The following is an 18,301-nucleotide window of genomic DNA, read 5'->3' on the forward strand; positions in this document are numbered from 1 at the left end:
CTACCCGGCGTGCGTGGGGTCATGTATCGCGGAGTCGCTAACGGTGGCAGTGCCGAGATCATGCAAAAGCTCCTTGATGCTTTCGTCCGTGGACTCGGCGCGCGAGTCCGGGGTTAGGTGGGCTTCCCGAAGCGCGTTGACGAGCGGGTCAATCACCTTCGATGGACCGTAGGGCTTGTTCTGGGATTCGAACGAGTCCAGGGCCCACCCGCCGGCGCGGAGGACGGTCAACAGGGCATCGTCCACATCATCGAGCAGATCGTTTGCCTTCGCGGCAGCGATCGCCCGGTCGATAGCTTCCGAGTGCCGGCCGCGCAGGACCATATCGGGCTGCTTCACGGCTTCGGCTTCGAACAATGACTCCTGCCCCTCACGAGGGCGGCGCGGATCAGGGCGTGGCATGGGTAAAACCTCCTTTTACCTGCGTGTTTCGTTGTGTACCTACCCCCCGGTTCGTGCGATCCGGGAGAAAAAGAGAGCTGGGCGCGGGGCTGCCCACCAGGGCGTTTATCCAAAACTCCTCGGCGATCACAGCCACTCGCGCGAAGGCGGCGCGCGATCACCCGCGACGGGCAACGGGTGAGCCTTGAACCACTCGGACAACGGCATCGCACCACGCGCGGAGTTGCACGAGCGGTGCGCGGGCCGAAGGTTCTCGAGCGAGTGGTCGCCACCCATCGAGCGCGGGAGCAGATGATCCATCGTGTCCGCTCCCTCCTCACCGCACAGGTGGCAGCGAGTCCCGTAGGTGGCGAACACGAGGACCAGGAGCTCGGTGACTACCCGGCCGCCGTACCTACCCACGGCCGGCCCCGATCCCAGCCGCCACGGCCAGGCGGCGAACCTGCTCACGGCCGCGCGCCCCCTCCATCGCGATCAACGGGATCCACAGTCCCGCCCGCACAGTGCCCACCGCGAGCGGATCCATCGCATCCATCGCGCACTCGCGGATCACCGGGCACCCCGAGCACAGGGCCTGCGCTACCTCCTCGCGGTGTTCGGCGTAGGCACGGGCAGACAGATCGAACAGTTCAGGGTCAGCACCACGGCACTTAGCCCGTGTGATCCAGGATCGGGGATCAATCATTGCTTGGGGCCTTTCAGTCAGGGGAGAGGTAGCGGGGAAGTGAGGTAGCCTGAAGGACCCCCCAAGGGGGGCCCGGCTTGGTGACCCCCCAGTTCCGGTTTCCCAGTTTTTTCCGCTTTCCGTCGTCACCCCACGGCGAGTAGCCGCATGGCCCGTGGTGGCGCATGCGGCTTCGCAACATTGACCCCCCTCAACTGATCAGGTTGAGGGACGCCGCCCAGGGCCCGTTACACCTGGGCTACCCCTCGCGGGGCGTGAAAGCTCGTACGGGACACGGTCTGTTGGTTTCGTCTGATGGGCAGGAACTCGTGTAGGTAAAGCTGCCGATGGTCTTGTGGTCTGGCACCGGAATGCCATGACCCGGCACCACTGGGAACGACAGTGGTGCGGGGACATCACACACCGGGGCGGTGGGATGGGGCTTAGAACAGCGGCTCGCCGGGATCCTCCTTGGGTGCCAGGGCGGCGCGGCAGTCCCGGCAGAGGTAGTGGCCGGCAAACGGGCCGTACTTTTCAGGCCCGTCCGGGGGGAGAGATCCCGCGTAGAAGGTTCGCCGGCAGCACCCGCACTTCCGGTGCTCGGGATCAGCTCGGCGCGGGGCCCACTCCCTGCGGTTGTGAGTCATGGGGAGCATTAGGAATCGTCCTCGTCAAGGGCGTTCGCGAGGTCCTGGGCGTGGGCGTCGGCGGCGATAACAGCGGATGCCCACATAGTGGTGATTGCATCCACCGCGTACTGAAGGCCCCGAACGTAGCCGGTGTTATCGGTGTTGCCGGCAGACTCGGGGCAGGCCATAACATCGTCCCGTTCATTCAGGATGAAACGGATCAGGGTCGTGACGTTCGAGCGGGTCAGCGCCGGCTGGATCGACGGGTGCGTGGTCATGCCCCCACCCCCTTCAGAGCGCTAGAGTCAACGCCAAGCAGAGAGGGGGTGATTACATGGATTACAGGGCTATCAACGCGGCGCGTGACGCCCAACGCCACGCACGCAACGCCGAAAGCAACGCCGATAGTCACAGGACCGACGAGGCGATCGCAGATCTCGCCAAGGCGGTTAAGGCGCTCGCTACCGCGATTGAGCATCTTGAATGATTGTTCAGCGTAGGTCAGGGTCGGAATCAGGTACTCGTGGATGATTTCTGATTCCGGGCCCCGGCCCGGCACATCGGCGGCGTAAGGATTGTTCATGCCCGCACCTCCTCGGAAGTCAGGCGCTCGATCTCTGCACGGTCAAACACACGGATTCGGCGGGAGCCGACTACCCCAGCGGGGGCGAGTTCCCCCGCTTCCACCATCCGGTTGATGGTGGCTCGGGACTTCCCGAGGAGGGTCGCTACTTCGGCGGTTCCCATCAGTTCGGAATGAGTCATACAACTCATTTAAGTCGTTTGCCGCGTCTTCTGCAAGATCAAATGAGTCAAAAGTGTCATTGCGCGTGAGTCACTTGACTCATTGTCCAGCATAAGGGCACAATTGGCCATATGACTAAAGCGATTCACATGGCCGGTTTCGTTCCTCAATTCGATCTTTGCGATCGGGTGAGGAAGGCGCGCGAGGTGGCGGGTCTTACGCAGGACGAGCTCGGCGAGAAGGCCGGGGTCGGCCGCGCCACTGTGGCGCGGATCGAGCGCGGGAAAGGCACGCCGCGAAGGGCGTCACTGATTGCCATTGCCTTCGCGACGGGCGTCGATTTCAACTGGCTGGAAACGGGAGAAACCCCCGCCGGGGAACCCGACGGGGGTAGTGCGGTGCGCCACCAGGGACTCGAACCCCGAACCCACTGATTAAGAGTCAGTTGCTCTACCACTTGAGCTAGTAGCGCTTATTCTGTTGTTGTGGTCCGGAGGATTCCTTCCGGCCCTGTGCTGCTCTCTCGGCAACGAAGAAAAATATAGCACCTTAGCTTGAGTCCATGAAATCCGCTGCTCACAGACCTTTTCGCATGCGTTGGGCGGGTGATGGTGCGGGCGAGGGAGGTCATTGGGAAACGACTAGATTTTCCCGCAAGCGCCGCGATAGAATACCCCGAGTTGCCAGATGGCAGGGGCGGTCGGTGATGCGCGGCCCGTGCTTTCAGTGCTTTCGGTGCGTTCGTTGAGGTTGAAAATTTGATGAAGTCGCGTGGGTTGCGTCGGTCCATGGCCGCTGTGGGCGTGGTTGTTGCGTGGATGTCCCTGGCCGCGTGCACGATCGGGGACCCGGGGGCCGCCTCGGAGGAGACCTCGCAGGCCGCCGAGTCCGAGGAGGTCCAGCCCCCGGAGGTATCGGTGAAAGACGGGGAAACGGGGGTCGAGCCGGGCCGGGAGGTCACCGTCTCGGCGCCCGCCGGGCTGGCCTCGCTGATGCTCACCAATGACGCCGGCAAGCGCGTGGAGGGTGCCTTCAACGCGGACATGACGCAGTGGTCCACCACGGAGGAGCTCGGCTACGGCCGCACCTACACCTTCGAGGGGGTCGACCGGGCGGGTAACCGCGTCGACTCGTCGTTCACCACCGTCTCCCCGGCGGCGCAGACCTACGCCTACCTCGGCCCGCTCGAGGGCTCCGAGGTGGGGGTGGGGCAGGCGGTGACCATCCGCTTCTCCGTCGCGCCGAGCGACCGCGACGCGGTGGAGAAAGCGATCGCCGTGGAGACGTCCAACGACACCGAGGGCGACTTCTACTGGCTGGACCCCTACGAGTTGCGGTGGCGGCCGAAGAACTACTGGCAGCCGGGTACCGCGGTCTCCGTGCGCGCGGACCTCTACGGGCTGAACCTGGGCGGCGGGGTGTACGGCGCCCAGGACGCGGAGACGAACTTCACCATCGGCGACGAGGTGATCACCACCGTGGACAACGCGACGAAGACCCTGACGGTGAAGCGCAACGGGGAGGTGATCAAGTCCTTCCCTGTCTCGATGGGCACTGACGGCCGGTGGGACACCCCGAACGGCACCTACGTGGTGGGCGACCAGCACGAGGCGCTTGTGATGGACTCGCGCACCTACGGGCTGAGCCTCGACGCGGGCGGCTACGTCACGGACGTGAAGAGCGCGACCCAGCTGTCCTACTCGGGCATCTACGTCCACTCGGCGCCCTGGGCGCTGTGGGCCCTCGGGTCGAGGAACCAGTCGCACGGCTGCATCAACGCCAGCCCCGCGGACGCGGCGTGGTTCCTGCAGAACGTCAAGCGCGGCGACCCCGTCGAGGTGGTCAACACCTACGGCGGAACCCTGAGCGGCACCGACGGGCTGGGCTACTGGAACATCCCCTGGGACCAGTGGGAGGCGGGCAACCCCAATCTCTAGGGTGGGGGCCATGACGGAAAAACCCTCCCTCGCGCAGCGCTGGGACGCGCGCTACGCCGAGAAAGATGCCCTGTAGTCCGGTGAGATCAACCCGCGATGCCCGTCCACGAACCTGCTCCCAGAAATCGACCGTTCGGTCGACGCGGGAGGCGGACCCCGCTCCGAACAATGGTGATGTTTGAACGAATATCACCTGGCGGCTGCTGCGCCGGGGCGGGCCGCAGAAGGTGTGGGTTGTGGTTACGGCAGCGCAGGAGCCTGAGGAGCTTGAGGAGTTCAGGACACAGAAGACCCGGTGGGCCGCGCTCGCGGTGCTGGCCGTGGGGCTGGCGCTGATCGTCCTGGACGGCACCATCGTCGGCGTGTCCATGCCGACGATCATCAACGAACTGAACCTGGACATCGCCGGCGCGCAGTGGGTGACCAGCTCGTACTCGGTCATCTTCGCGGCGCTGCTCCTGGCGGCCGGGCGGGCCGGTGACGAGTTCGGGCGCCGCACGCTCTTCCTCGTCGGGCTGGTGGTGTTCGTGGCGGGTTCCGCCTTCGCCGCGCTGTCCACCTCCGCGGGGTTGCTCATCGCGGGCCTGCGCGCGTCCGGCGCGCCCGAGGAGATCACCGGCCAGCTCGCGGTGGTCTTCGCCGAGGCCGCGAAGTGGTCGCTCTATGCCTCCGTGGTGGCGCTGGCGATTGGCCTGATCGCCGCAACGGTGGTGCGGCGCAAGGCTGCGGAGCAGGGCTGAGTTTCCCCGGGCTCGTCGAGCTTCTCGAAGCCCGCCCGGCGCGGTGTAGGGCGCGGCCGCGAAAACTAAACCCCCGACCCGCGCATGACGCGGAACCGGGGGTTCTTCGGGGTGGCTGACGGGACTTGAACCCGCGACACCCAGGATCACAACCTGGTGCTCTACCAGCTGAACTACAGCCACCATCGCTGCTTTTTGGCAGCGGAGTACACCTTAGTACGGTGCGGTAATTTTACAAAAACCGCTGGTAGGCATCGGTTGCCTCCGTTGCGAAGGCGGCGGCTTCCTCGGTGCCGGGGCCGGGGGAGGCGACGAAGACGGAGCGTCGGTAGTAGTCGAGCTCGCGGATGGATTCGACGATGTCCGCCAGCGCCCGGTGCGCAAGCCCCTTCGCGGGCTGCTTGTAGTAGGCCTTGGGGAACCAGCGGCGGGTGAGCTCCTTGACGGTGGAGACGTCGATCATGCGGTAGTGTAGCGCCGCATCGAGTTTCGGCATGTGGGCGCGGATGAAGGAGCGGTCGGTGGCGATGGAGTTGCCGGCCAGCGGCGCGGGGTGGTTGGGGTCGCAGTGCTTCTCGACGAGCCCGAGCACCGCCTCCTCAGCCTCGGCGATCGAGACGGTCGACGCCTTGATGTCGGCCAGCAGCCCGTTTTCGGAGTGCATGTTGCGGACGAAGTCGTCCATCTCGGCGAGCTCCGCCTCGGTGGCGTGGACGACAAGGTCGACGCCCTCGTCGAGGATGTTCAGCTCGGCGTCGGTGACAAGGGCGGCGACCTCCACGATGACGTGGCGGGCCGGGTCGAGGCCGGTCATTTCCAGGTCGACCCAGACGATGCGGTCGTTCTTGGCGGGCACGTTCACTTACTCCTCTCCCATCTGCGCGTAGAACTTGCCCACGATGGGGGCGATCACACCGCGCGGGCCGTAGGTGGAGACGACGTCCATGGCCTTGGACAGGGGCCCGGGGACGACGCGGCGCTTGTTGCGTCGTAAAGCGCTGAGCGTGTCGCGCGAGCAGGACTCGTAGGTGGTCCAGAGGAAGTCGGGCACCACCTTGTCCACGATGGTCTGCTCCTCCTCGGGCACGTGGGCCTCGCGCACCGGGCCGGGTGCGAGCAGGGTGACGTGCACGCCGGAGTCCCTCAGCTCGAAGTGGAGGGCCTCGGTGAAGGTGTTCACGCCCGCCTTGGTGAAGACGTAGGTGGCGTTGTTCGGGATCGGGATGTTGCCGGCGGCGGAGCCTACGTTGCACAGCGCGCCCTCCCCGCGCGGCACCATCTGGTCGAGCACGGCCTTGGTGATGCGGAACACCGCGGTGGCGTTCAGGTTGTACTGGTTCGTCTCGTAGTCCCAGTCCTGCTTCATGAACGGGCCGAAGGAGGCGATGCCGGCGGAGTTAATGCAGATGGAGACGGTGCGCTGCGAGATGTGGTCGAGAAGAGCGGTGACGTCGCGTTCCTTCGACAGGTCCGCGGCGAAGACCTCGACGTTGACGCCGTGCGTGGCGCTCAGCTCGTCCGCGAGCGCCATGAGCACCTCCTCGCGCCGGGCGACCACGATGAGGTTGTAGCCCGCGGAGGCGAGGTCGCGGGCGATGGCCTCGCCGATGCCCTGCGAGGCGCCGGTGACCAGCGCGTAGGAGTCGATGCTTGGGGAGGGAAAACTCATAGGAACCAGCGTACTAGTCGTGCTCGGTGAGCTCGTCGGGTTCTCCGGGCTCGACGGTGAACAGGTCGCCGGGTTGGCAGTCGAGGGCCCGGCACAGCGCGGTGAGCGTCGTAAAGCGCACTGCTTTCGCGCGGTTGTTGCGCAGCACCGAGAGGTTGACCGGGGTGATCCCCACCTGTTCGGCGAGCGCCGCGCCCGTGATGCCGCGGGCCTCGATGAGCTCGTCGAGGTGGCAGACCACGCGGGGTTCCTTAGACAAGCCCGTCGACCTCCTCCTCGAGCTTCGTGCCGCGCTTCACGACGCTCACGAGGACGCCCAGGGTGATTATCAGCGCGAATGCGGGGGCGATGTCGGACAGGGGTGTCCCGGAGCCCGTGTTCCACCAGTGCTCCACGCCCAGCTCGTGGGCCGCCATGTTGTTCGCCATGCCCTCCACGCCCAGGCGGACGACGATCCACGCGCCCATCGCCCAGGTGGCGATGCTGAGGTCGCGCGCGTTCGAGGCTGCGAAGACGCGGCCCTTCATCATCGGGACGAGTGCTTTGGCGATGAATGCCGCCGTTACGGCGAGGGCGGCGAACTTCAGGGCGATAGCGACGGTGAGGAAGGTTGCCGCGCCGGTGGAGAGCTCGCTCGCGAGCAGTCCCTGGGGCAGGGCGGGGGAGAGTCGCGTGATGAACGACCCGGTTCGGGCCATGTGGATGATCTCGGGGACGCACCAGATGACGGTGCCGACGAAGATGGCGGTCAGCGACTGCGCGAAGTCGTTGCGGGGTGTCGTGGTCATGGAAGTTACTCCTATCGAAAGTCGATATTGTCGTAATTCGATAATATCGCTAATCGATATGCACGCAAGGGGGAGGGGGCGCTTTTTGCGGGCGCACTCGACGGATGTGCAGGGCGTCCTGGGGTTTCGCTCGGCGAAAAGCATATCGGTCGAGTGGCACGGGCCGTGGAGCGCCTACTCTCCGGCGATCTCGCGCAGCGCGGCGAGGTGGCCCTCCAGCGCCTGCTGCCCCTGGACGGTCAGTGTGACCCACACCGTGTCCTTGGCCCGGGTTGAGCCGTACTCGCGGAAACGGGTAACGTACCCGGCCTGCTCGAGGGCTCCCAGCTGTTTGGAGAGGGTGGCGTCGGAAAGCTTGGTGATCTCGCGCAGGCGCGCGAACTTCATCTCGTAGCGGGTGTCGCCCTCGACGGCGCCCGCGGCGTTGAGCGCGGCACAGATGGTGAGGCGGTTGATGGGGTGGATGACGGGGTCGAGGGTCATGGGCGGCGCAGCTCCCTGGCGACGAAGATCATCGTGCCCACTGCGGTGGCCGCTCCGACCGCGGCGGAGATCCAGACGTTGCCGTTGGGGGTGAAGAACATCAATGCGAGGACGAACACGGACGGCAGGAAGGAACCGCGCCGCGACCACTCGTCCGGGCGCACCTCCTGCTTCATCGCCAAGCGAACCCCGCGTGTGCGGCGGTCGGCCACGAGCATGGCCGGGACGGCGAGGGCGAAGATCCCGAACGCCCACAACCACAGCTCCTGCTTCGCGCAGAACATCATGAGGCCCAGAAGGGCACTCGCGACCACCGTCCATGGCCATGTCGAAGGCGCCGCGGCCGCCCGCGCTTCTACGTCGCGGACCGTCTGCAGCGCCTCGAGTGCCTCCTTGTTTTCCACACTGGAAAACATACCGCCGAACTACACCTCGTGCATCTCCGTGTGCTTCGTCTCCGGCGACCAGAGGATCGCGGCCAGCGAGATCACCGTGACGATGACCAGGTAGATCCCCACGGCCTGCGGGCCGTAGGAGGCGTTGAGCGCGGTGGCGATGAAGGGGGCGATCGCCGCGCCGAGGATGGAGGCGACGTTGTAGGAGATTCCGGAGCCGGTGTAGCGGACGTTCGAGGGGAACAGCTCGGGCAGGATGGCGGACATCGGGCCGAAGATCAGGCCCATGAGCACCATGCCGATGAAGAGGAAGATGCCCAGGGAGACCATCGTGAAGGTTTCGGGGTTGAGCAGCCAGCGGAAGCTGACGCCGTAGGCGATCATCGCCACGGAGGTCCAGGCGAGCACCGGGCGGCGGCCGTGGGTGTCGGCCAGATGGCAGGCGACGGGGATGCCGATCATGAAGCCGAAGATGCAGATCAGCTGCAGCTTGAGGAAGTCAACGTAGGGGATGCCCAGGCCGACGCCCTCGGCGGCGTTGCCGATGCCGTAGGAGAGGAACCACGTGGTCACGATGTAGAACAGGGTGTAGCAGCTGACCATGATCAGCGTGCCCTGCACGAGCGGGCGCCACGCCTTGGCGAAGACCTCGGACAGCGGGGAGGACACCTTCTGGTCGTTCTCCAGAACCTGCTGGAAGACCGGGGTCTCCTCCACCTGGAGGCGGACCCACAGGCCGACCGCGACCATGACGGCGGACATCAGGAAGGGGATGCGCCAGCCCCACGTCATGAAGGCGCCCTCGACATCGCCGCGGGTGTGGCCCAGCCAGGTGACCAGGATGAGGAACAGGCCGTTGGCCAGCAGGAACCCGAAGGGGGCGCCGAGCTGCGGCCACATCGCGGCCCATGCGCGGCGGCCCTTCGCGGCAGTCTCGGTGGACAGCAGGGCGGCACCGGACCACTCGCCGCCGAGGCCGAGGCCCTGGCAGAAGCGCATCAGCGCCAGCAGTGCGGGCGCCCAGATGCCCACCTGCGCGTAGGTGGGCAAAAGGCCGATGATGAAGGTGGCGATGCCCATGGTCAGCAGGGCGCCGACCAGGGTGGCCTTGCGGCCGATGCGGTCGCCGAAGTGGCCGAAGACGACGGAGCCCAGCGGGCGGGCGATGAACGCCAAGCCGAAGGTGGCGAACGACTGCAGCAGCGCGACGGTCGAGCTCTCCGCCTTCGGGAAGAAGAGGAAGGGGAAGACCGCCACGGCCGCAGTGGCGTAGGCGTAGAAGTCGTAGAACTCGATCGTCGTGCCGATAGTGGAGGCGAAGCGCACGCGGCGGCGCTCCTCCGGGGTGGTGTGCCGCGGGGCATCCTGCGGGGTGGTCTGCTGCTTCTGCACGGGTGTGGCCACCGTTGTCACGTCCTCTCTGTGGAATCGCTGTTTCAGTGAATGGAACAACATTCTTGCACAGTGGGACGCGGGGCGGGCGAAAAGGGGTCGAAACAGAAAAACGCCCCGCTCCGGACAGCGCGTGGCGCTAGTCGGTGCGGGGCAGGCGACCGGGGGATTATTCCTCCTCGGCCTCCGGGTCCGGGTGCTTTTCTTCGCTTTCCGCCAGAGAATTCGGGTCGCCCGGCTCGTTGCCGATGCGGTGGGTGCTGGCGTCGAGAAGCTTGTCGAGCTCGCTGTTGGGTTCAGTCATGCCTACTCCTCCTCGCTGTCGTCCTCGGCGGACACCTCGCGCTGGAACTGGCCGTCGGCGTCCGGATCGCCCAGGTCGTTGATGCTGTCCTCGCGGACCGGCGAGCTGTCCTTGTCTTTGTGCGGGGTGGTCATCGTCGTGGCCTCCTTAGATTGTCGGGTTCTTATGCAAGCAAGCTTAGCGACGTTTCCCCCGCCGCCCCCGGAATTTCTAGCCCCGCGGGAAATCCGCCCAGGCCAGCTGCGCTCCGGCGTGCCCCACGAGAACCGCCGCGACGATCGCCGCGACCGCCGCCACGGCCACCAGGGCCCTCAGGGCAGCCGGCGCCCACGCGGGCGCCTTCGCCGAGAACCGGGGCAGGCCGACGGCGTAGAGCAGCACCGCAACAACGAACAGGGCGAGCGTTGCCACGGTGGAGGCGTTGGCGTACTGGGCGTGCTGGGCCACGTCGCCCAAGTTCTCCTCGCTCAGCCCCATGGGCGCCAGCAGGCCCTCGCCCGTCCACCGGGCGAGCAGGAGGGAGACGGCCGCCACGGTCGTGGTGGCGACGGTGGCCAGGCGCCACGACGGGGAGAAGCGCCCCGGGCGAAGCGCCCACACTAGGCACATGACGGCGGCGAGGGGGATGGCAACGGCGGCGAGGTGAACGACAAGCGGGTGGGCGGGCACGCCGCCGATATACATGGTCATGCGGATCAGTGTGACGGACTCGGCGGTCAGGGGGCTGACAGGAAACCGTCAAAAAGCCCCGAGTTCGCCCCCGTGATGCTGCGTGAGGTTAGGGTGTCCTACCTGCCGAAATGATGAAAAAGCGCCCCCGGCAGGATTCGAACCCGCGACCAGCCGGGTAGAAACCGGTTGCTCTAATCCACTGAGCTACGGAGGCATGCTGCCCCGCAAAACAAGCCGGGGCAGCGCAGACAGTGTAGCGCACGGCCTCCGGGCACCCCGCTTCGCGCCGGTTATGCCGTCATGTCCAACGAAAGTAGGGTGAAGGCATGTCAGAAACGGTGACCAGGCCCCGCCCTGCCAGTCCTTCGGGCAAAGTGCGCTCCGCGTGGCCCATCTATGTCGCGGCCGTGGCGATCGCCGCGCTTGTCGCGGGTGCCATCTCCGAGATGTTCCTCTCCGAGTCGCTCGCCGCTCTGGGCATCCCCGACCCGGGGGCGACGACCACGTTCGGCCTGCCGGCCCTCCGGGGCACGGCGTGGGTGCTCACCGCGCTGGCGGCGGGGTCGTTCATGTTCTCGGCCTTCCTCATCCCTCCCCGCCAGACCGGGGAGGACCTCAACGGTGCGCGGCTCACCGTTGACGGGCATATTGCGTCCCGGACGGGTGGGTGGGCGTCGTTAGGCGTGGCCCTCATTTCGCTGCTCATGATCCCGCTGGTGCTTTCCGACGTCTCGGGCACCCCCTTCAGCAAAGTCGTGCTGCAGCCGGCGTCGTGGCAGCTCGCGCTGAGCCAGGTCTCTGACGCGCGGGTGTGGCTCATCGTCGCGGGGATCTCGCTGGTCGTGGGGGTGGCGGCGCTGGTGGTCCATTCGTGGTGGTCGCAGGTCGCGCTGTTTCTTGGCGCGGTGGTCTCGATCATGCCGCTGGGGCTCACCGGGCACTCCGCGGCCGGCGGCGACCACGACTTCGGCACCAACTCCTACATCTGGCACCTCGTGTTCATGCTGGTCTGGGTCGGGGCGCTCATGGCGCTCGTCGCGCACGGCCGCAGGCTCGGCCCAGGCCTGCCGCTCGCCGTGGAGCGCTACTCGCGCATCGCCCTGTTCGCCTTCCTCGTGATGCTCGTCTCCGGCGTGGTCAACGCGGCGATCCGCGTGCGCCCGGAGGACCTGACCACCTACAGCTACGGCTGGGTGCTCGTGGGCAAGTTCGTCGGCCTGCTCGCCCTCGGCCTGTTCGGCTTCGCCCACAGGCAGGTGGTCATCCCGCAGATCCGCCGCGACCGCAGGGCCTTCACACGCTTGGCGACGGCCGAGGTCCTGCTCATGGCCGCCATCAGCGGCCTGGCCGTCACGCTCGGCCGGACCCCGCCGCCGCCTCCGCGCGACACCGACCTGTCCCAGATGCAGGTGCAGATGGGCTACAACCTCACCGAGCCGCTGACCACCTGGAACTGGCTGGGCCTGTGGCGCCCCGAGCTGCTCTACAGCGCGATCGCCGTGCTGCTCGCCGGGTACTACCTCCACCTCCTGCGGCGGGTGGACAACTGGCCGGTGGGCAGGACCGTCTGGTGGCTGGTCGGCTGCGCGACGGTGGTGGCGACGATGTCCTCGGGCATCGGCATGCACATGCCGGCGGCGTACTCGGCGCACATGGTGGTGCACATGATCCTGTCCATGGGTGTTCCGGTGGCGCTCGTGCTGGGCGCGCCGTTGAGCCTGGTCAAGCGGGCCTACCCGGCCGGCGAGTTCAACCCCCGGCTGTGGGCGGAGTCCTTCGAGCGCTCCCGCTTCCTCCGCATCATCACCTGGCCGCCGGTGTCCCTGGCCCAGTTCGTGTTCTTCTTCTACATCATGTACCTGGTCATCCCCCTCTACGAGCTGATGATCTCCGAGCACGCCGGGCACGTGATCATGAACGCGGTGTTCCTGCTGTCCGGGTACTTCTACTTCTGGGAGCTCATCGGACCCGACCACATCGAGGGCCGTTCCTCGGCGAAGGTGCGCCTGGCGTGGCTGTGGGTGTCCATGCCGATCCACCTGTTCATGGGCGTCTACCTGATGCAGCTCAACGTGGTGATGGGGGAGGAGTTCTACCGCTCGCTCGCCCTGCCGTGGAACCCGGACCTGCTCGACGACCAGAAGAACGGCGGCGGCATCGCCTGGGCCTCCGGTTCCTTCCCGCTGGTCATCGTCTTCGGCTACCTCTTCTGGTTCTGGCTGTCCGAGGACAAGGCGGAGACGCGGGAGATCGACCGCCGCGCCGACGAGGACGACGACGAGGAGTGGCGCCGCTACAACGAGATGCTCGCCCAATACAGCCAGGCCGGCGGCCAAGGCAAGTAAAACCGCCAAATTCCTCCCGCCTGTGGACAGCTTTCCGCGTTGTCCACAGGCTTTTTTCGTCCCCCTTTCGCTTTTCGCTTCTCGACGCCACCCTGGAAACCGCCACGGCACCTCGCCCGCGGCACGTCACCACCGCAACACCGAAACACAACGGCACATGGATTCACCGACATAAGGGGGGCTTACTTCCATGACCCAGATGCCCATCACCATCAGCGGCAACCTCACCGCCAACCCGGAGTTCCGGCGCTTCGACGCCAGCGGCGCCCAACTGTGCAAGCTGCGCGTTGCCACGTCCCGCCGCTACCCGACGAACGAGAAGGACGCCAAGAACAACACCGTCTGGCAGGACACCGACAACCTCTACATCGACGTCGAGTGCTGGGGGCAGCTCGCCGTCAACGCCGCCGCGTCCCTGCGCCGCGGCTTCCCCGTTCTCGTCTCCGGCTACCTGGTCACGGACGTGTGGGACCAGGAGACGCCCGGCGAGAACGGAGAGATGGCCACCACCTCGCGCTACAGCACCAAGATCAGGGCGAGCAAGGTGGCCTTCGAGCTGAGCAACTTCCAGGTTTCCTCGGCGCGCACCAACTCGGCCGGCAACACGCTCCAGGGCCAGGAGCCGGTGGCGTTGAAGACCGCGGAGGACCTCGCGGTGGAGACCGCCGAGGCCCGCGTCAGCGCCGAGGACGGGGCGCTGTCCCCTGCGCCCGCCGCGGCCAACGCCGCAGGTCACGCGGGCAGCGGGCAGGACGAGGAGACGCCGCCGTTCTAAAAATCGCACCGTGCGCAGGTGATGTACCCTGAGTGGAGAATTCTTTCGACTCTAAAGGGGATTACACGTGGCTGAGTTCATCTACACGATGAAGAACGTTCGCAGGGCCATCGGTGACAAGGTCATTCTGGACAACGTCACCATGGCCTTCTACCCCGGCGCCAAGATCGGTGTCGTGGGCCCCAACGGCGCGGGTAAGTCGTCGTTGCTCAAGATCATGGCGGGAATCGACCAGCCGAACAACGGCGAGGCTTTCCTCGACCCGGGCGCCTCCGTGGGCATCCTGCTGCAGGAGCCGCCGCTGAACGAGGACAAGACCGTCCGTCAGAACGTGGAGGAGGGCCTCGGCGACATCTTCGAGAAGAAGCAGCGCTTCGAGCAGATCGCCGAGGAGATGGCCACCAACTACTCCGACGAGCTCATGGAGGAGATGGGCAAGCTCCAAGAGGAGCTCGACGCGGCCGACGCCTGGGAGGTCGACTCCAAGATCGACCAGGCGCTCGACGCCCTGCGCTGCCCGCCCGCCGACGAGCCCGTCACCCACCTCTCCGGCGGCGAGCGCCGCCGCGTCGCCCTGGCGAAGCTGCTGTTGCAGGAGCCCGACCTGCTGCTCCTCGACGAGCCGACCAACCACCTTGACGCAGAGTCCGTCCTGTGGCTGGAGCGCCACCTGCAGAGCTACAAGGGCGCCGTGCTGGCTATCACCCACGACCGTTACTTCCTCGACAACGTCGCCGAGTGGATCTGCGAGGTCGACCGCGGCAAGCTCTACCCCTACGAGGGCAACTACTCCACCTACCTGGAGAAGAAGGCCGAGCGCCTCGAGGTGGCGGGTAAGAAGGACCAGAAGCTGCAGAAGCGCCTGAAGAACGAGCTGGACTGGGTCCGCTCCTCCCCGAAGGCGCGCCAGGCGAAGAACAAGGCCCGCCTCGAGCGCTACGAGGAGATGGCCGCCGAGGCGGAGCAGTACCGCAAGCTCGACTTCGAGGAGATCCAGATCCCGACCCCGCCGCGCCTGGGCAACAAGGTCGTCGAGGTGGATCACCTGCAGAAGGGCTTCGACGATCGCGTGCTGATCAAGGACCTCTCCTTCACCCTGCCGCGCAACGGCATCGTGGGCGTCATCGGCCCGAACGGCGTGGGCAAGACCACCCTGTTCAAGACCATCGTCGGGCTGGAGGAGCCGGACGCCGGCACCGTGAGCATCGGTGAGACGGTCAAGCTGAGCTACGTGGACCAGAACCGCGCCAACATCGACCCGGAGAAGACGGTGTGGGAGGTCGTCTCGGACGGCCTGGACTACATCCACGTGGGCCAGAACGAGATGCCCTCGCGCGCCTACCTCTCCGCCTTCGGCTTCAAGGGCCCGGACCAGCAGAAGCCCTCGAAGGTCCTCTCCGGCGGCGAGCGCAACCGCCTCAACTTGGCGCTGACGCTCAAGCAGGGCGGCAACCTCATCCTCCTCGACGAGCCGACTAACGACCTCGACGTGGAGACCCTCGGCTCGCTGGAGAACGCGCTGCAGAAGTTCCCCGGCTGCGCCGTGGTCATCTCGCACGACCGCTGGTTCCTGGACCGCACCTGCACCCACATCCTCGCCTGGGAGGGCAACGTGGAAGAAGGTAAGTGGTTCTGGTTCGAGGGCAACTTCGGCGACTACGAGAAGAACAAGGTCGAGCGCCTCGGTGAGGAAGCCGCGAAGCCGTCGCGCGTCACCCACCGCCGCCTGACCCGCTAGGAGGAGCGCCCGTGACTGACACCACCAACCTGACCGACGAGGTCACCCTGCCCGTCCGCTGGGGCGACGTTGACAGGTTCGGCCACGTCAACAACATCACCTACATCGAGTACTCGCAGGAGGCGCGCATCGCCTTCGGGGTGAAGCACTTCGGCGGCGGCACGGGCCTGCCCGTCTTCGTCCGGCACATCGAGGCGGACTACCACCGCCCGATCATGCCGGACACCACCGAGGTCACCGTGCGCACCGAGGTGGTCAGCGTGGGGAACACCTCGTTCACCACCCGCCAGGAGATCCTCGACCGCCACGGCAGCGTCTGCTGCACGGTCACCAGCGTCCTCGTTGTGGTGGATATGGCGACGGCCACGCCGCGCGCGATCACGAAGAAGGAGATCGGCATCCTCACCCGCAGCGCAGCCGAGGACGGGCAGTGAGAACCGAGAGCCTGCGTGTTTACCGCGGCGGGGCGGGGCTGACCTCTCTGGTCGGCCGCGCCACCGGCCTCGACGCGGCGGCGTCGGCGCGCTTTTCCGTGCTGGGGGACAAGTTCGTCGACGTCTTCGTCACCACGCCCTTCGAGTGCGTCGCCTCACGGCGCGTCGAGGCCGTCGCCTCCCGCGACGGCGCGGTCGTGGCCGCCTCCGACCTGCTGGAGGCGCTGAACAGCAACAGCGCGGAGGTGGGCACCCCGCGCGACCCGAACTGGCCCGGCGCGCTGCCGCCGAAGAGCGGATTTGTCGAGCGCGACACCATCCCCGTCGGCGGGGTGCGCCAGCTGGCCGACGAAGGCCGCGCCCTGGCCCGCCAGTTCTCCGGGCCCCTCGGCCCGCCGTCCTCCCTGCTCAACCAGACCGTTGTGACGGCGGATGCCGACTCCGCCGACCCGGTCGAGATCCCCATGCGGATGATCTTCACCTGCACCGCGCTCGGGCTCATCCCCGGCTTCGCCGCGCCCGTGGAGGTGCCGCGCCACCTGCGCGTCGCCACCGCGGGGCGGTGGGTGCGCGTCGACGCCCCCTTCGGCAGCGTCTACCGCTCCACCTCGCTCGGCCTGTTCGCCTAGCCGAACAGGCCGCGCAGGTACGGCGAGCCGAAGCGGCGCTGCGGGTCCATCTGCTCGCGCAGCGCGCAGAACTCGTCGAAGCGCGGGTATGCCGGGGAGAAGTCCTCGCGCTCCATCGTGTGCATCTTGCCCCAGTGCGGCCGCCCGTCGGCGGCGCGCAGGATCGCCTCGAAGGTGGGGAAGTAGGTCGCCGGGTTCATGGCCTTGGGCACGTGGATGGCGATGTACATGGATTCGCGCCCGGTGGACGTCGACAAGGCGACGTCGTCCGCGGCGGTGGAGCGCAGCTCGAGGGGGAAGGGGATGAGCCAGCCGCGGCGCTCGATCTCCGCCCGGACCTCGCGGACGGCGTCCGGGCCGGCCTGGAGCGGAACGGCGAACTCCATCTCGTGGAAGCGCACGCGCCGCGGCGTGGCGAAGACCTCGTGGGCGCGCGAGCGGTAGGTCGACGCGCCCATCGCCCCGACGGCCACGCCGTTGAGGAAGGGCACCGCCCGGGGCGCCACCCGTCCCACCGCGAGGGCGGCGGCGAAGGCGCCGTTGCCCACCACCTCCTCCTCGAAGACGCGGGTCAGCCAGCCGCGGCCCTTCTGCTCCGGGTCGGGCTCGAGGCGGGTGTTGTTCTTCACCATCGCGAGGTCGGTGTGGGGGAACCAGAAGGCCTCGAAGTGGTCGACGGCGCGCGTGCGCTCGTCCCACGAATCCAGCACGTCGTCGATGTTGTCGGTGCCCTCCTCGGCCAGCAGGTCGAAGGCATCGACGCAGGCCATCTCCACCTCCACGACGATGCCGAGGGAGCCGAGGGCGACGGTGACCAGGTGCAGCGTGTCCGGGTCGTCGTCGAGGGAGTACTCCCGGAGGGTGCCGGTGGCGTCGACAAGCGTGAGCGCGGTGACGGTGCCGGCGAAGCCCGTCCAGGCGATGCCCGTGCCGTGGGTGGAGGTGGACACGGCGCCCGCGACCGATTGAACGTCGATGTCGCCCTGGTTCGCCAGGGCCAGGCCGAAGGGGGCGAGCAGCTTCGCGACGTCCCGCAGCCGCGTCCCCGCGAGGAAGCGCACGCGCTTGCGCCCGCGGTCGACGCTGACCACCCCCGAGAGCCTGTCCAGGCTCAGCATGTGCTGCTCGCCGGCGGCGCAGGGGGTGAACGAGTGCCCGCCGCCGACGGGGCGGATGCTCTCGCCGGGCGCGAGGGAGCGCACCAGCGCGCTGACCTCCTCGACGGTGGCGGGGTAGTGGAAGGCCGCCGGGTTCGTGGTGACGGAGCCGGACCAGTTGCGGAAGCGGGTGCGGGTCATCGGAAGGTCCATCCTTGGCCTCGGTAGGTGTCCCACGTTTCGTGGGTGCCGTCCGGGTGGACGGCGGTGAGCCGGTCGACGTGCTCGGTCATCTCGCCCGCCTTGGCGTGGCGGAACCAGACTAGGTCGCCGATGCGGAGGTCCCCGCCCCGAAGCGGGGTCTGCACTTCGCCGGCGCCCTCGGTGGCCGAGTGGCGCAGGCCGGGCGGGGGGGCGGCCGGCTCTTAGACACACCTGACGCTGGCGACGAGCGACTCGGTGG

General features: G+C 67.1%; 25 protein-coding genes, 3 tRNA genes and 1 pseudogene. 8 read left to right on the forward strand and 21 right to left on the reverse strand.

Annotation, left to right across the window (positions count from 1 at the left end):
- The 6 genes from DYZ02_RS09145 to DYZ02_RS11730 form a co-directional block, all read right to left on the reverse strand.
- Complete coding sequence (locus DYZ02_RS09145; protein ID WP_147291502.1) at positions 1 to 339, reverse strand: hypothetical protein; 339 nt, start codon at positions 337 to 339, stop codon at positions 1 to 3.
- Between the two features lie 189 nt (positions 340 to 528).
- On the reverse strand, positions 529 to 852 hold the full coding sequence (locus tag DYZ02_RS11725; RefSeq protein WP_425451017.1) for an HNH endonuclease: 324 nt from the start codon (positions 850 to 852) through the stop codon (positions 529 to 531).
- Positions 797 to 1,087, reverse strand: coding sequence for a WhiB family transcriptional regulator (locus DYZ02_RS09155; RefSeq protein WP_115685962.1), 291 nt, complete (start codon positions 1,085 to 1,087; stop codon positions 797 to 799). The genes DYZ02_RS11725 and DYZ02_RS09155 overlap by 56 nt, the downstream gene beginning before the upstream one ends.
- A gap of 634 nt (positions 1,088 to 1,721) precedes the next feature.
- The gene (locus tag DYZ02_RS09160; protein ID WP_115685963.1) at positions 1,722 to 1,973 is read right to left on the reverse strand and encodes a hypothetical protein; all 252 of its coding nucleotides are present in this window, start codon (positions 1,971 to 1,973) and stop codon (positions 1,722 to 1,724) included.
- Positions 1,970 to 2,278: a hypothetical protein gene (locus DYZ02_RS09165; RefSeq protein WP_115685964.1), complete on the reverse strand. Its 309-nt coding sequence runs from the start codon at positions 2,276 to 2,278 to the stop codon at positions 1,970 to 1,972. Before DYZ02_RS09165 ends, DYZ02_RS09160 begins: the two co-directional genes overlap by 4 nt.
- Positions 2,275 to 2,469, reverse strand: a complete 195-nt coding sequence (locus DYZ02_RS11730; protein ID WP_115685965.1) for a helix-turn-helix domain-containing protein — start codon at positions 2,467 to 2,469, stop codon at positions 2,275 to 2,277. The genes DYZ02_RS09165 and DYZ02_RS11730 overlap by 4 nt, the downstream gene beginning before the upstream one ends.
- A gap of 102 nt (positions 2,470 to 2,571) precedes the next feature.
- Between DYZ02_RS11730 and DYZ02_RS09175 the strand changes: the two genes are divergently transcribed.
- A complete protein-coding gene (locus DYZ02_RS09175) occupies positions 2,572 to 2,874 on the forward strand; it encodes a helix-turn-helix domain-containing protein (protein WP_115686450.1) in 303 nt (100 codons plus the stop codon).
- On the opposite strand, the gene DYZ02_RS09180 is transcribed toward DYZ02_RS09175, so the two are convergent.
- Positions 2,840 to 2,912: transfer RNA gene (locus DYZ02_RS09180), tRNA-Lys, on the reverse strand. The genes DYZ02_RS09175 and DYZ02_RS09180 overlap by 35 nt on opposite strands.
- A gap of 316 nt (positions 2,913 to 3,228) precedes the next feature.
- Between DYZ02_RS09180 and DYZ02_RS09185 the strand changes: the two genes are divergently transcribed.
- The gene (locus DYZ02_RS09185; protein WP_115685966.1) at positions 3,229 to 4,377 is read left to right on the forward strand and encodes a L,D-transpeptidase; all 1,149 of its coding nucleotides are present in this window, start codon (positions 3,229 to 3,231) and stop codon (positions 4,375 to 4,377) included.
- Between the two features lie 236 nt (positions 4,378 to 4,613).
- On the forward strand, positions 4,614 to 5,117 hold the full coding sequence (locus tag DYZ02_RS11675; protein WP_281268988.1) for an MFS transporter: 504 nt from the start codon (positions 4,614 to 4,616) through the stop codon (positions 5,115 to 5,117).
- A 110-nt stretch (positions 5,118 to 5,227) separates the two neighbouring features.
- Here the strand turns inward: DYZ02_RS11675 and DYZ02_RS09195 are convergent.
- The 12 genes from DYZ02_RS09195 to DYZ02_RS09240 all read right to left on the reverse strand — a co-directional run bounded on the left by DYZ02_RS09195 (position 5,228) and on the right by DYZ02_RS09240 (position 11,034).
- Positions 5,228 to 5,300, reverse strand: a tRNA-His gene (locus DYZ02_RS09195).
- 49 nt (positions 5,301 to 5,349) lie between these two features.
- Positions 5,350 to 5,979: an oligoribonuclease gene (gene orn / locus DYZ02_RS09200; protein WP_425451018.1), complete on the reverse strand. Its 630-nt coding sequence runs from the start codon at positions 5,977 to 5,979 to the stop codon at positions 5,350 to 5,352.
- Positions 5,980 to 6,786: a mycolate reductase gene (cmrA, locus tag DYZ02_RS09205; protein ID WP_115685967.1), complete on the reverse strand. Its 807-nt coding sequence runs from the start codon at positions 6,784 to 6,786 to the stop codon at positions 5,980 to 5,982.
- Between the two features lie 13 nt (positions 6,787 to 6,799).
- The gene (locus DYZ02_RS09210) at positions 6,800 to 7,027 is read right to left on the reverse strand and encodes a helix-turn-helix domain-containing protein (RefSeq protein ID WP_181896990.1); all 228 of its coding nucleotides are present in this window, start codon (positions 7,025 to 7,027) and stop codon (positions 6,800 to 6,802) included.
- A 10-nt stretch (positions 7,028 to 7,037) separates the two neighbouring features.
- Positions 7,038 to 7,574 carry a hypothetical protein gene (locus tag DYZ02_RS09215; protein ID WP_115685969.1) on the reverse strand — a complete coding sequence of 179 codons (537 nt, stop codon included), beginning with the start codon at positions 7,572 to 7,574 and terminating at the stop codon, positions 7,038 to 7,040.
- A 174-nt stretch (positions 7,575 to 7,748) separates the two neighbouring features.
- Positions 7,749 to 8,057, reverse strand: coding sequence for a transcriptional regulator (locus DYZ02_RS09220; protein ID WP_115685970.1), 309 nt, complete (start codon positions 8,055 to 8,057; stop codon positions 7,749 to 7,751).
- Complete coding sequence (locus DYZ02_RS09225; RefSeq protein WP_147291503.1) at positions 8,054 to 8,461, reverse strand: hypothetical protein; 408 nt, start codon at positions 8,459 to 8,461, stop codon at positions 8,054 to 8,056. Before DYZ02_RS09225 ends, DYZ02_RS09220 begins: the two co-directional genes overlap by 4 nt.
- A 21-nt stretch (positions 8,462 to 8,482) precedes the next feature.
- Positions 8,483 to 9,865, reverse strand: coding sequence for an MFS transporter (locus DYZ02_RS09230; RefSeq protein WP_425451019.1), 1,383 nt, complete (start codon positions 9,863 to 9,865; stop codon positions 8,483 to 8,485).
- A 148-nt stretch (positions 9,866 to 10,013) separates the two neighbouring features.
- Positions 10,014 to 10,148 carry a hypothetical protein gene (locus tag DYZ02_RS11680; protein WP_281268990.1) on the reverse strand — a complete coding sequence of 45 codons (135 nt, stop codon included), beginning with the start codon at positions 10,146 to 10,148 and terminating at the stop codon, positions 10,014 to 10,016.
- A 2-nt stretch (positions 10,149 to 10,150) separates the two neighbouring features.
- On the reverse strand, positions 10,151 to 10,282 hold the full coding sequence (locus tag DYZ02_RS11685) for a hypothetical protein (RefSeq protein WP_281268991.1): 132 nt from the start codon (positions 10,280 to 10,282) through the stop codon (positions 10,151 to 10,153).
- Between the two features lie 76 nt (positions 10,283 to 10,358).
- A complete protein-coding gene (locus tag DYZ02_RS09235) occupies positions 10,359 to 10,838 on the reverse strand; it encodes a hypothetical protein (protein ID WP_115685973.1) in 480 nt (159 codons plus the stop codon).
- Positions 10,839 to 10,960: 122 nt separating this feature from the next.
- Positions 10,961 to 11,034 (reverse strand) — tRNA-Arg (locus DYZ02_RS09240).
- Between the two features lie 112 nt (positions 11,035 to 11,146).
- Here DYZ02_RS09240 and DYZ02_RS09245 point away from each other — a divergent pair.
- The 5 genes from DYZ02_RS09245 (at position 11,147) to DYZ02_RS09265 (ending at position 16,741) form a co-directional block, all read left to right on the forward strand.
- Positions 11,147 to 13,165 carry a bifunctional copper resistance protein CopD/cytochrome c oxidase assembly protein gene (locus DYZ02_RS09245; protein WP_115685974.1) on the forward strand — a complete coding sequence of 673 codons (2,019 nt, stop codon included), beginning with the start codon at positions 11,147 to 11,149 and terminating at the stop codon, positions 13,163 to 13,165.
- A 190-nt stretch (positions 13,166 to 13,355) separates the two neighbouring features.
- Positions 13,356 to 13,940, forward strand: coding sequence for a single-stranded DNA-binding protein (locus DYZ02_RS09250; RefSeq protein ID WP_115685975.1), 585 nt, complete (start codon positions 13,356 to 13,358; stop codon positions 13,938 to 13,940).
- Between the two features lie 67 nt (positions 13,941 to 14,007).
- A complete protein-coding gene (gene ettA / locus DYZ02_RS09255) occupies positions 14,008 to 15,678 on the forward strand; it encodes an energy-dependent translational throttle protein EttA (RefSeq protein WP_115685976.1) in 1,671 nt (556 codons plus the stop codon).
- Between the two features lie 11 nt (positions 15,679 to 15,689).
- On the forward strand, positions 15,690 to 16,112 hold the full coding sequence (locus DYZ02_RS09260) for an acyl-CoA thioesterase (RefSeq protein ID WP_115685977.1): 423 nt from the start codon (positions 15,690 to 15,692) through the stop codon (positions 16,110 to 16,112).
- Positions 16,109 to 16,741 carry a DUF8185 domain-containing protein gene (locus tag DYZ02_RS09265; protein WP_115685978.1) on the forward strand — a complete coding sequence of 211 codons (633 nt, stop codon included), beginning with the start codon at positions 16,109 to 16,111 and terminating at the stop codon, positions 16,739 to 16,741. Before DYZ02_RS09260 ends, DYZ02_RS09265 begins: the two co-directional genes overlap by 4 nt.
- Here the strand turns inward: DYZ02_RS09265 and DYZ02_RS09270 are convergent.
- Positions 16,738 to 18,039 carry a D-arabinono-1,4-lactone oxidase gene (locus DYZ02_RS09270; RefSeq protein WP_115685979.1) on the reverse strand — a complete coding sequence of 434 codons (1,302 nt, stop codon included), beginning with the start codon at positions 18,037 to 18,039 and terminating at the stop codon, positions 16,738 to 16,740. The two genes, DYZ02_RS09265 and DYZ02_RS09270, sit on opposite strands and share 4 nt — an antisense overlap.
- Positions 18,036 to 18,248: pseudogene (locus DYZ02_RS09275) on the reverse strand (amino acid deaminase/aldolase); the annotation flags it as partial. The pseudogene DYZ02_RS09275 and the gene DYZ02_RS09270, both read right to left, overlap by 4 nt.
- Between the last annotated feature and the right edge of the window lie 53 nt (positions 18,249 to 18,301).

Source organism: Corynebacterium senegalense, from assembly GCF_900411315.1.
GTDB lineage: Bacteria > Actinomycetota > Actinomycetes > Mycobacteriales > Mycobacteriaceae > Corynebacterium > Corynebacterium senegalense.

Bases quoted from the DNA above. Each gene is read 5' to 3' on its own strand.
- DYZ02_RS09155 (WP_115685962.1), bottom strand. From the start codon at position 1,087: ATGATTGATCCCCGATCCTGGATCACACGGGCTAAGTGCCGTGGTGCT.
- DYZ02_RS09160 (WP_115685963.1), bottom strand. From the start codon at position 1,973: ATGACCACGCACCCGTCGATCCAGCCGGCGCTGACCCGCTCGAACGTC.
- DYZ02_RS09165 (WP_115685964.1), bottom strand. From the start codon at position 2,278: ATGAACAATCCTTACGCCGCCGATGTGCCGGGCCGGGGCCCGGAATCA.
- DYZ02_RS11730 (WP_115685965.1), bottom strand. From the start codon at position 2,469: ATGAGTTGTATGACTCATTCCGAACTGATGGGAACCGCCGAAGTAGCG.
- DYZ02_RS09175 (WP_115686450.1), top strand. From the start codon at position 2,572: ATGACTAAAGCGATTCACATGGCCGGTTTCGTTCCTCAATTCGATCTT.
- DYZ02_RS09185 (WP_115685966.1), top strand. From the start codon at position 3,229: ATGGCCGCTGTGGGCGTGGTTGTTGCGTGGATGTCCCTGGCCGCGTGC.
- cmrA (WP_115685967.1), bottom strand. From the start codon at position 6,786: ATGAGTTTTCCCTCCCCAAGCATCGACTCCTACGCGCTGGTCACCGGC.
- DYZ02_RS09215 (WP_115685969.1), bottom strand. From the start codon at position 7,574: ATGACCACGACACCCCGCAACGACTTCGCGCAGTCGCTGACCGCCATC.
- DYZ02_RS09220 (WP_115685970.1), bottom strand. From the start codon at position 8,057: ATGACCCTCGACCCCGTCATCCACCCCATCAACCGCCTCACCATCTGT.
- DYZ02_RS11680 (WP_281268990.1), bottom strand. From the start codon at position 10,148: ATGACTGAACCCAACAGCGAGCTCGACAAGCTTCTCGACGCCAGCACC.
- DYZ02_RS11685 (WP_281268991.1), bottom strand. From the start codon at position 10,282: ATGACCACCCCGCACAAAGACAAGGACAGCTCGCCGGTCCGCGAGGAC.
- DYZ02_RS09235 (WP_115685973.1), bottom strand. From the start codon at position 10,838: ATGACCATGTATATCGGCGGCGTGCCCGCCCACCCGCTTGTCGTTCAC.
- DYZ02_RS09245 (WP_115685974.1), top strand. From the start codon at position 11,147: ATGTCAGAAACGGTGACCAGGCCCCGCCCTGCCAGTCCTTCGGGCAAA.
- DYZ02_RS09250 (WP_115685975.1), top strand. From the start codon at position 13,356: ATGACCCAGATGCCCATCACCATCAGCGGCAACCTCACCGCCAACCCG.
- DYZ02_RS09270 (WP_115685979.1), bottom strand. From the start codon at position 18,039: ATGACCCGCACCCGCTTCCGCAACTGGTCCGGCTCCGTCACCACGAAC.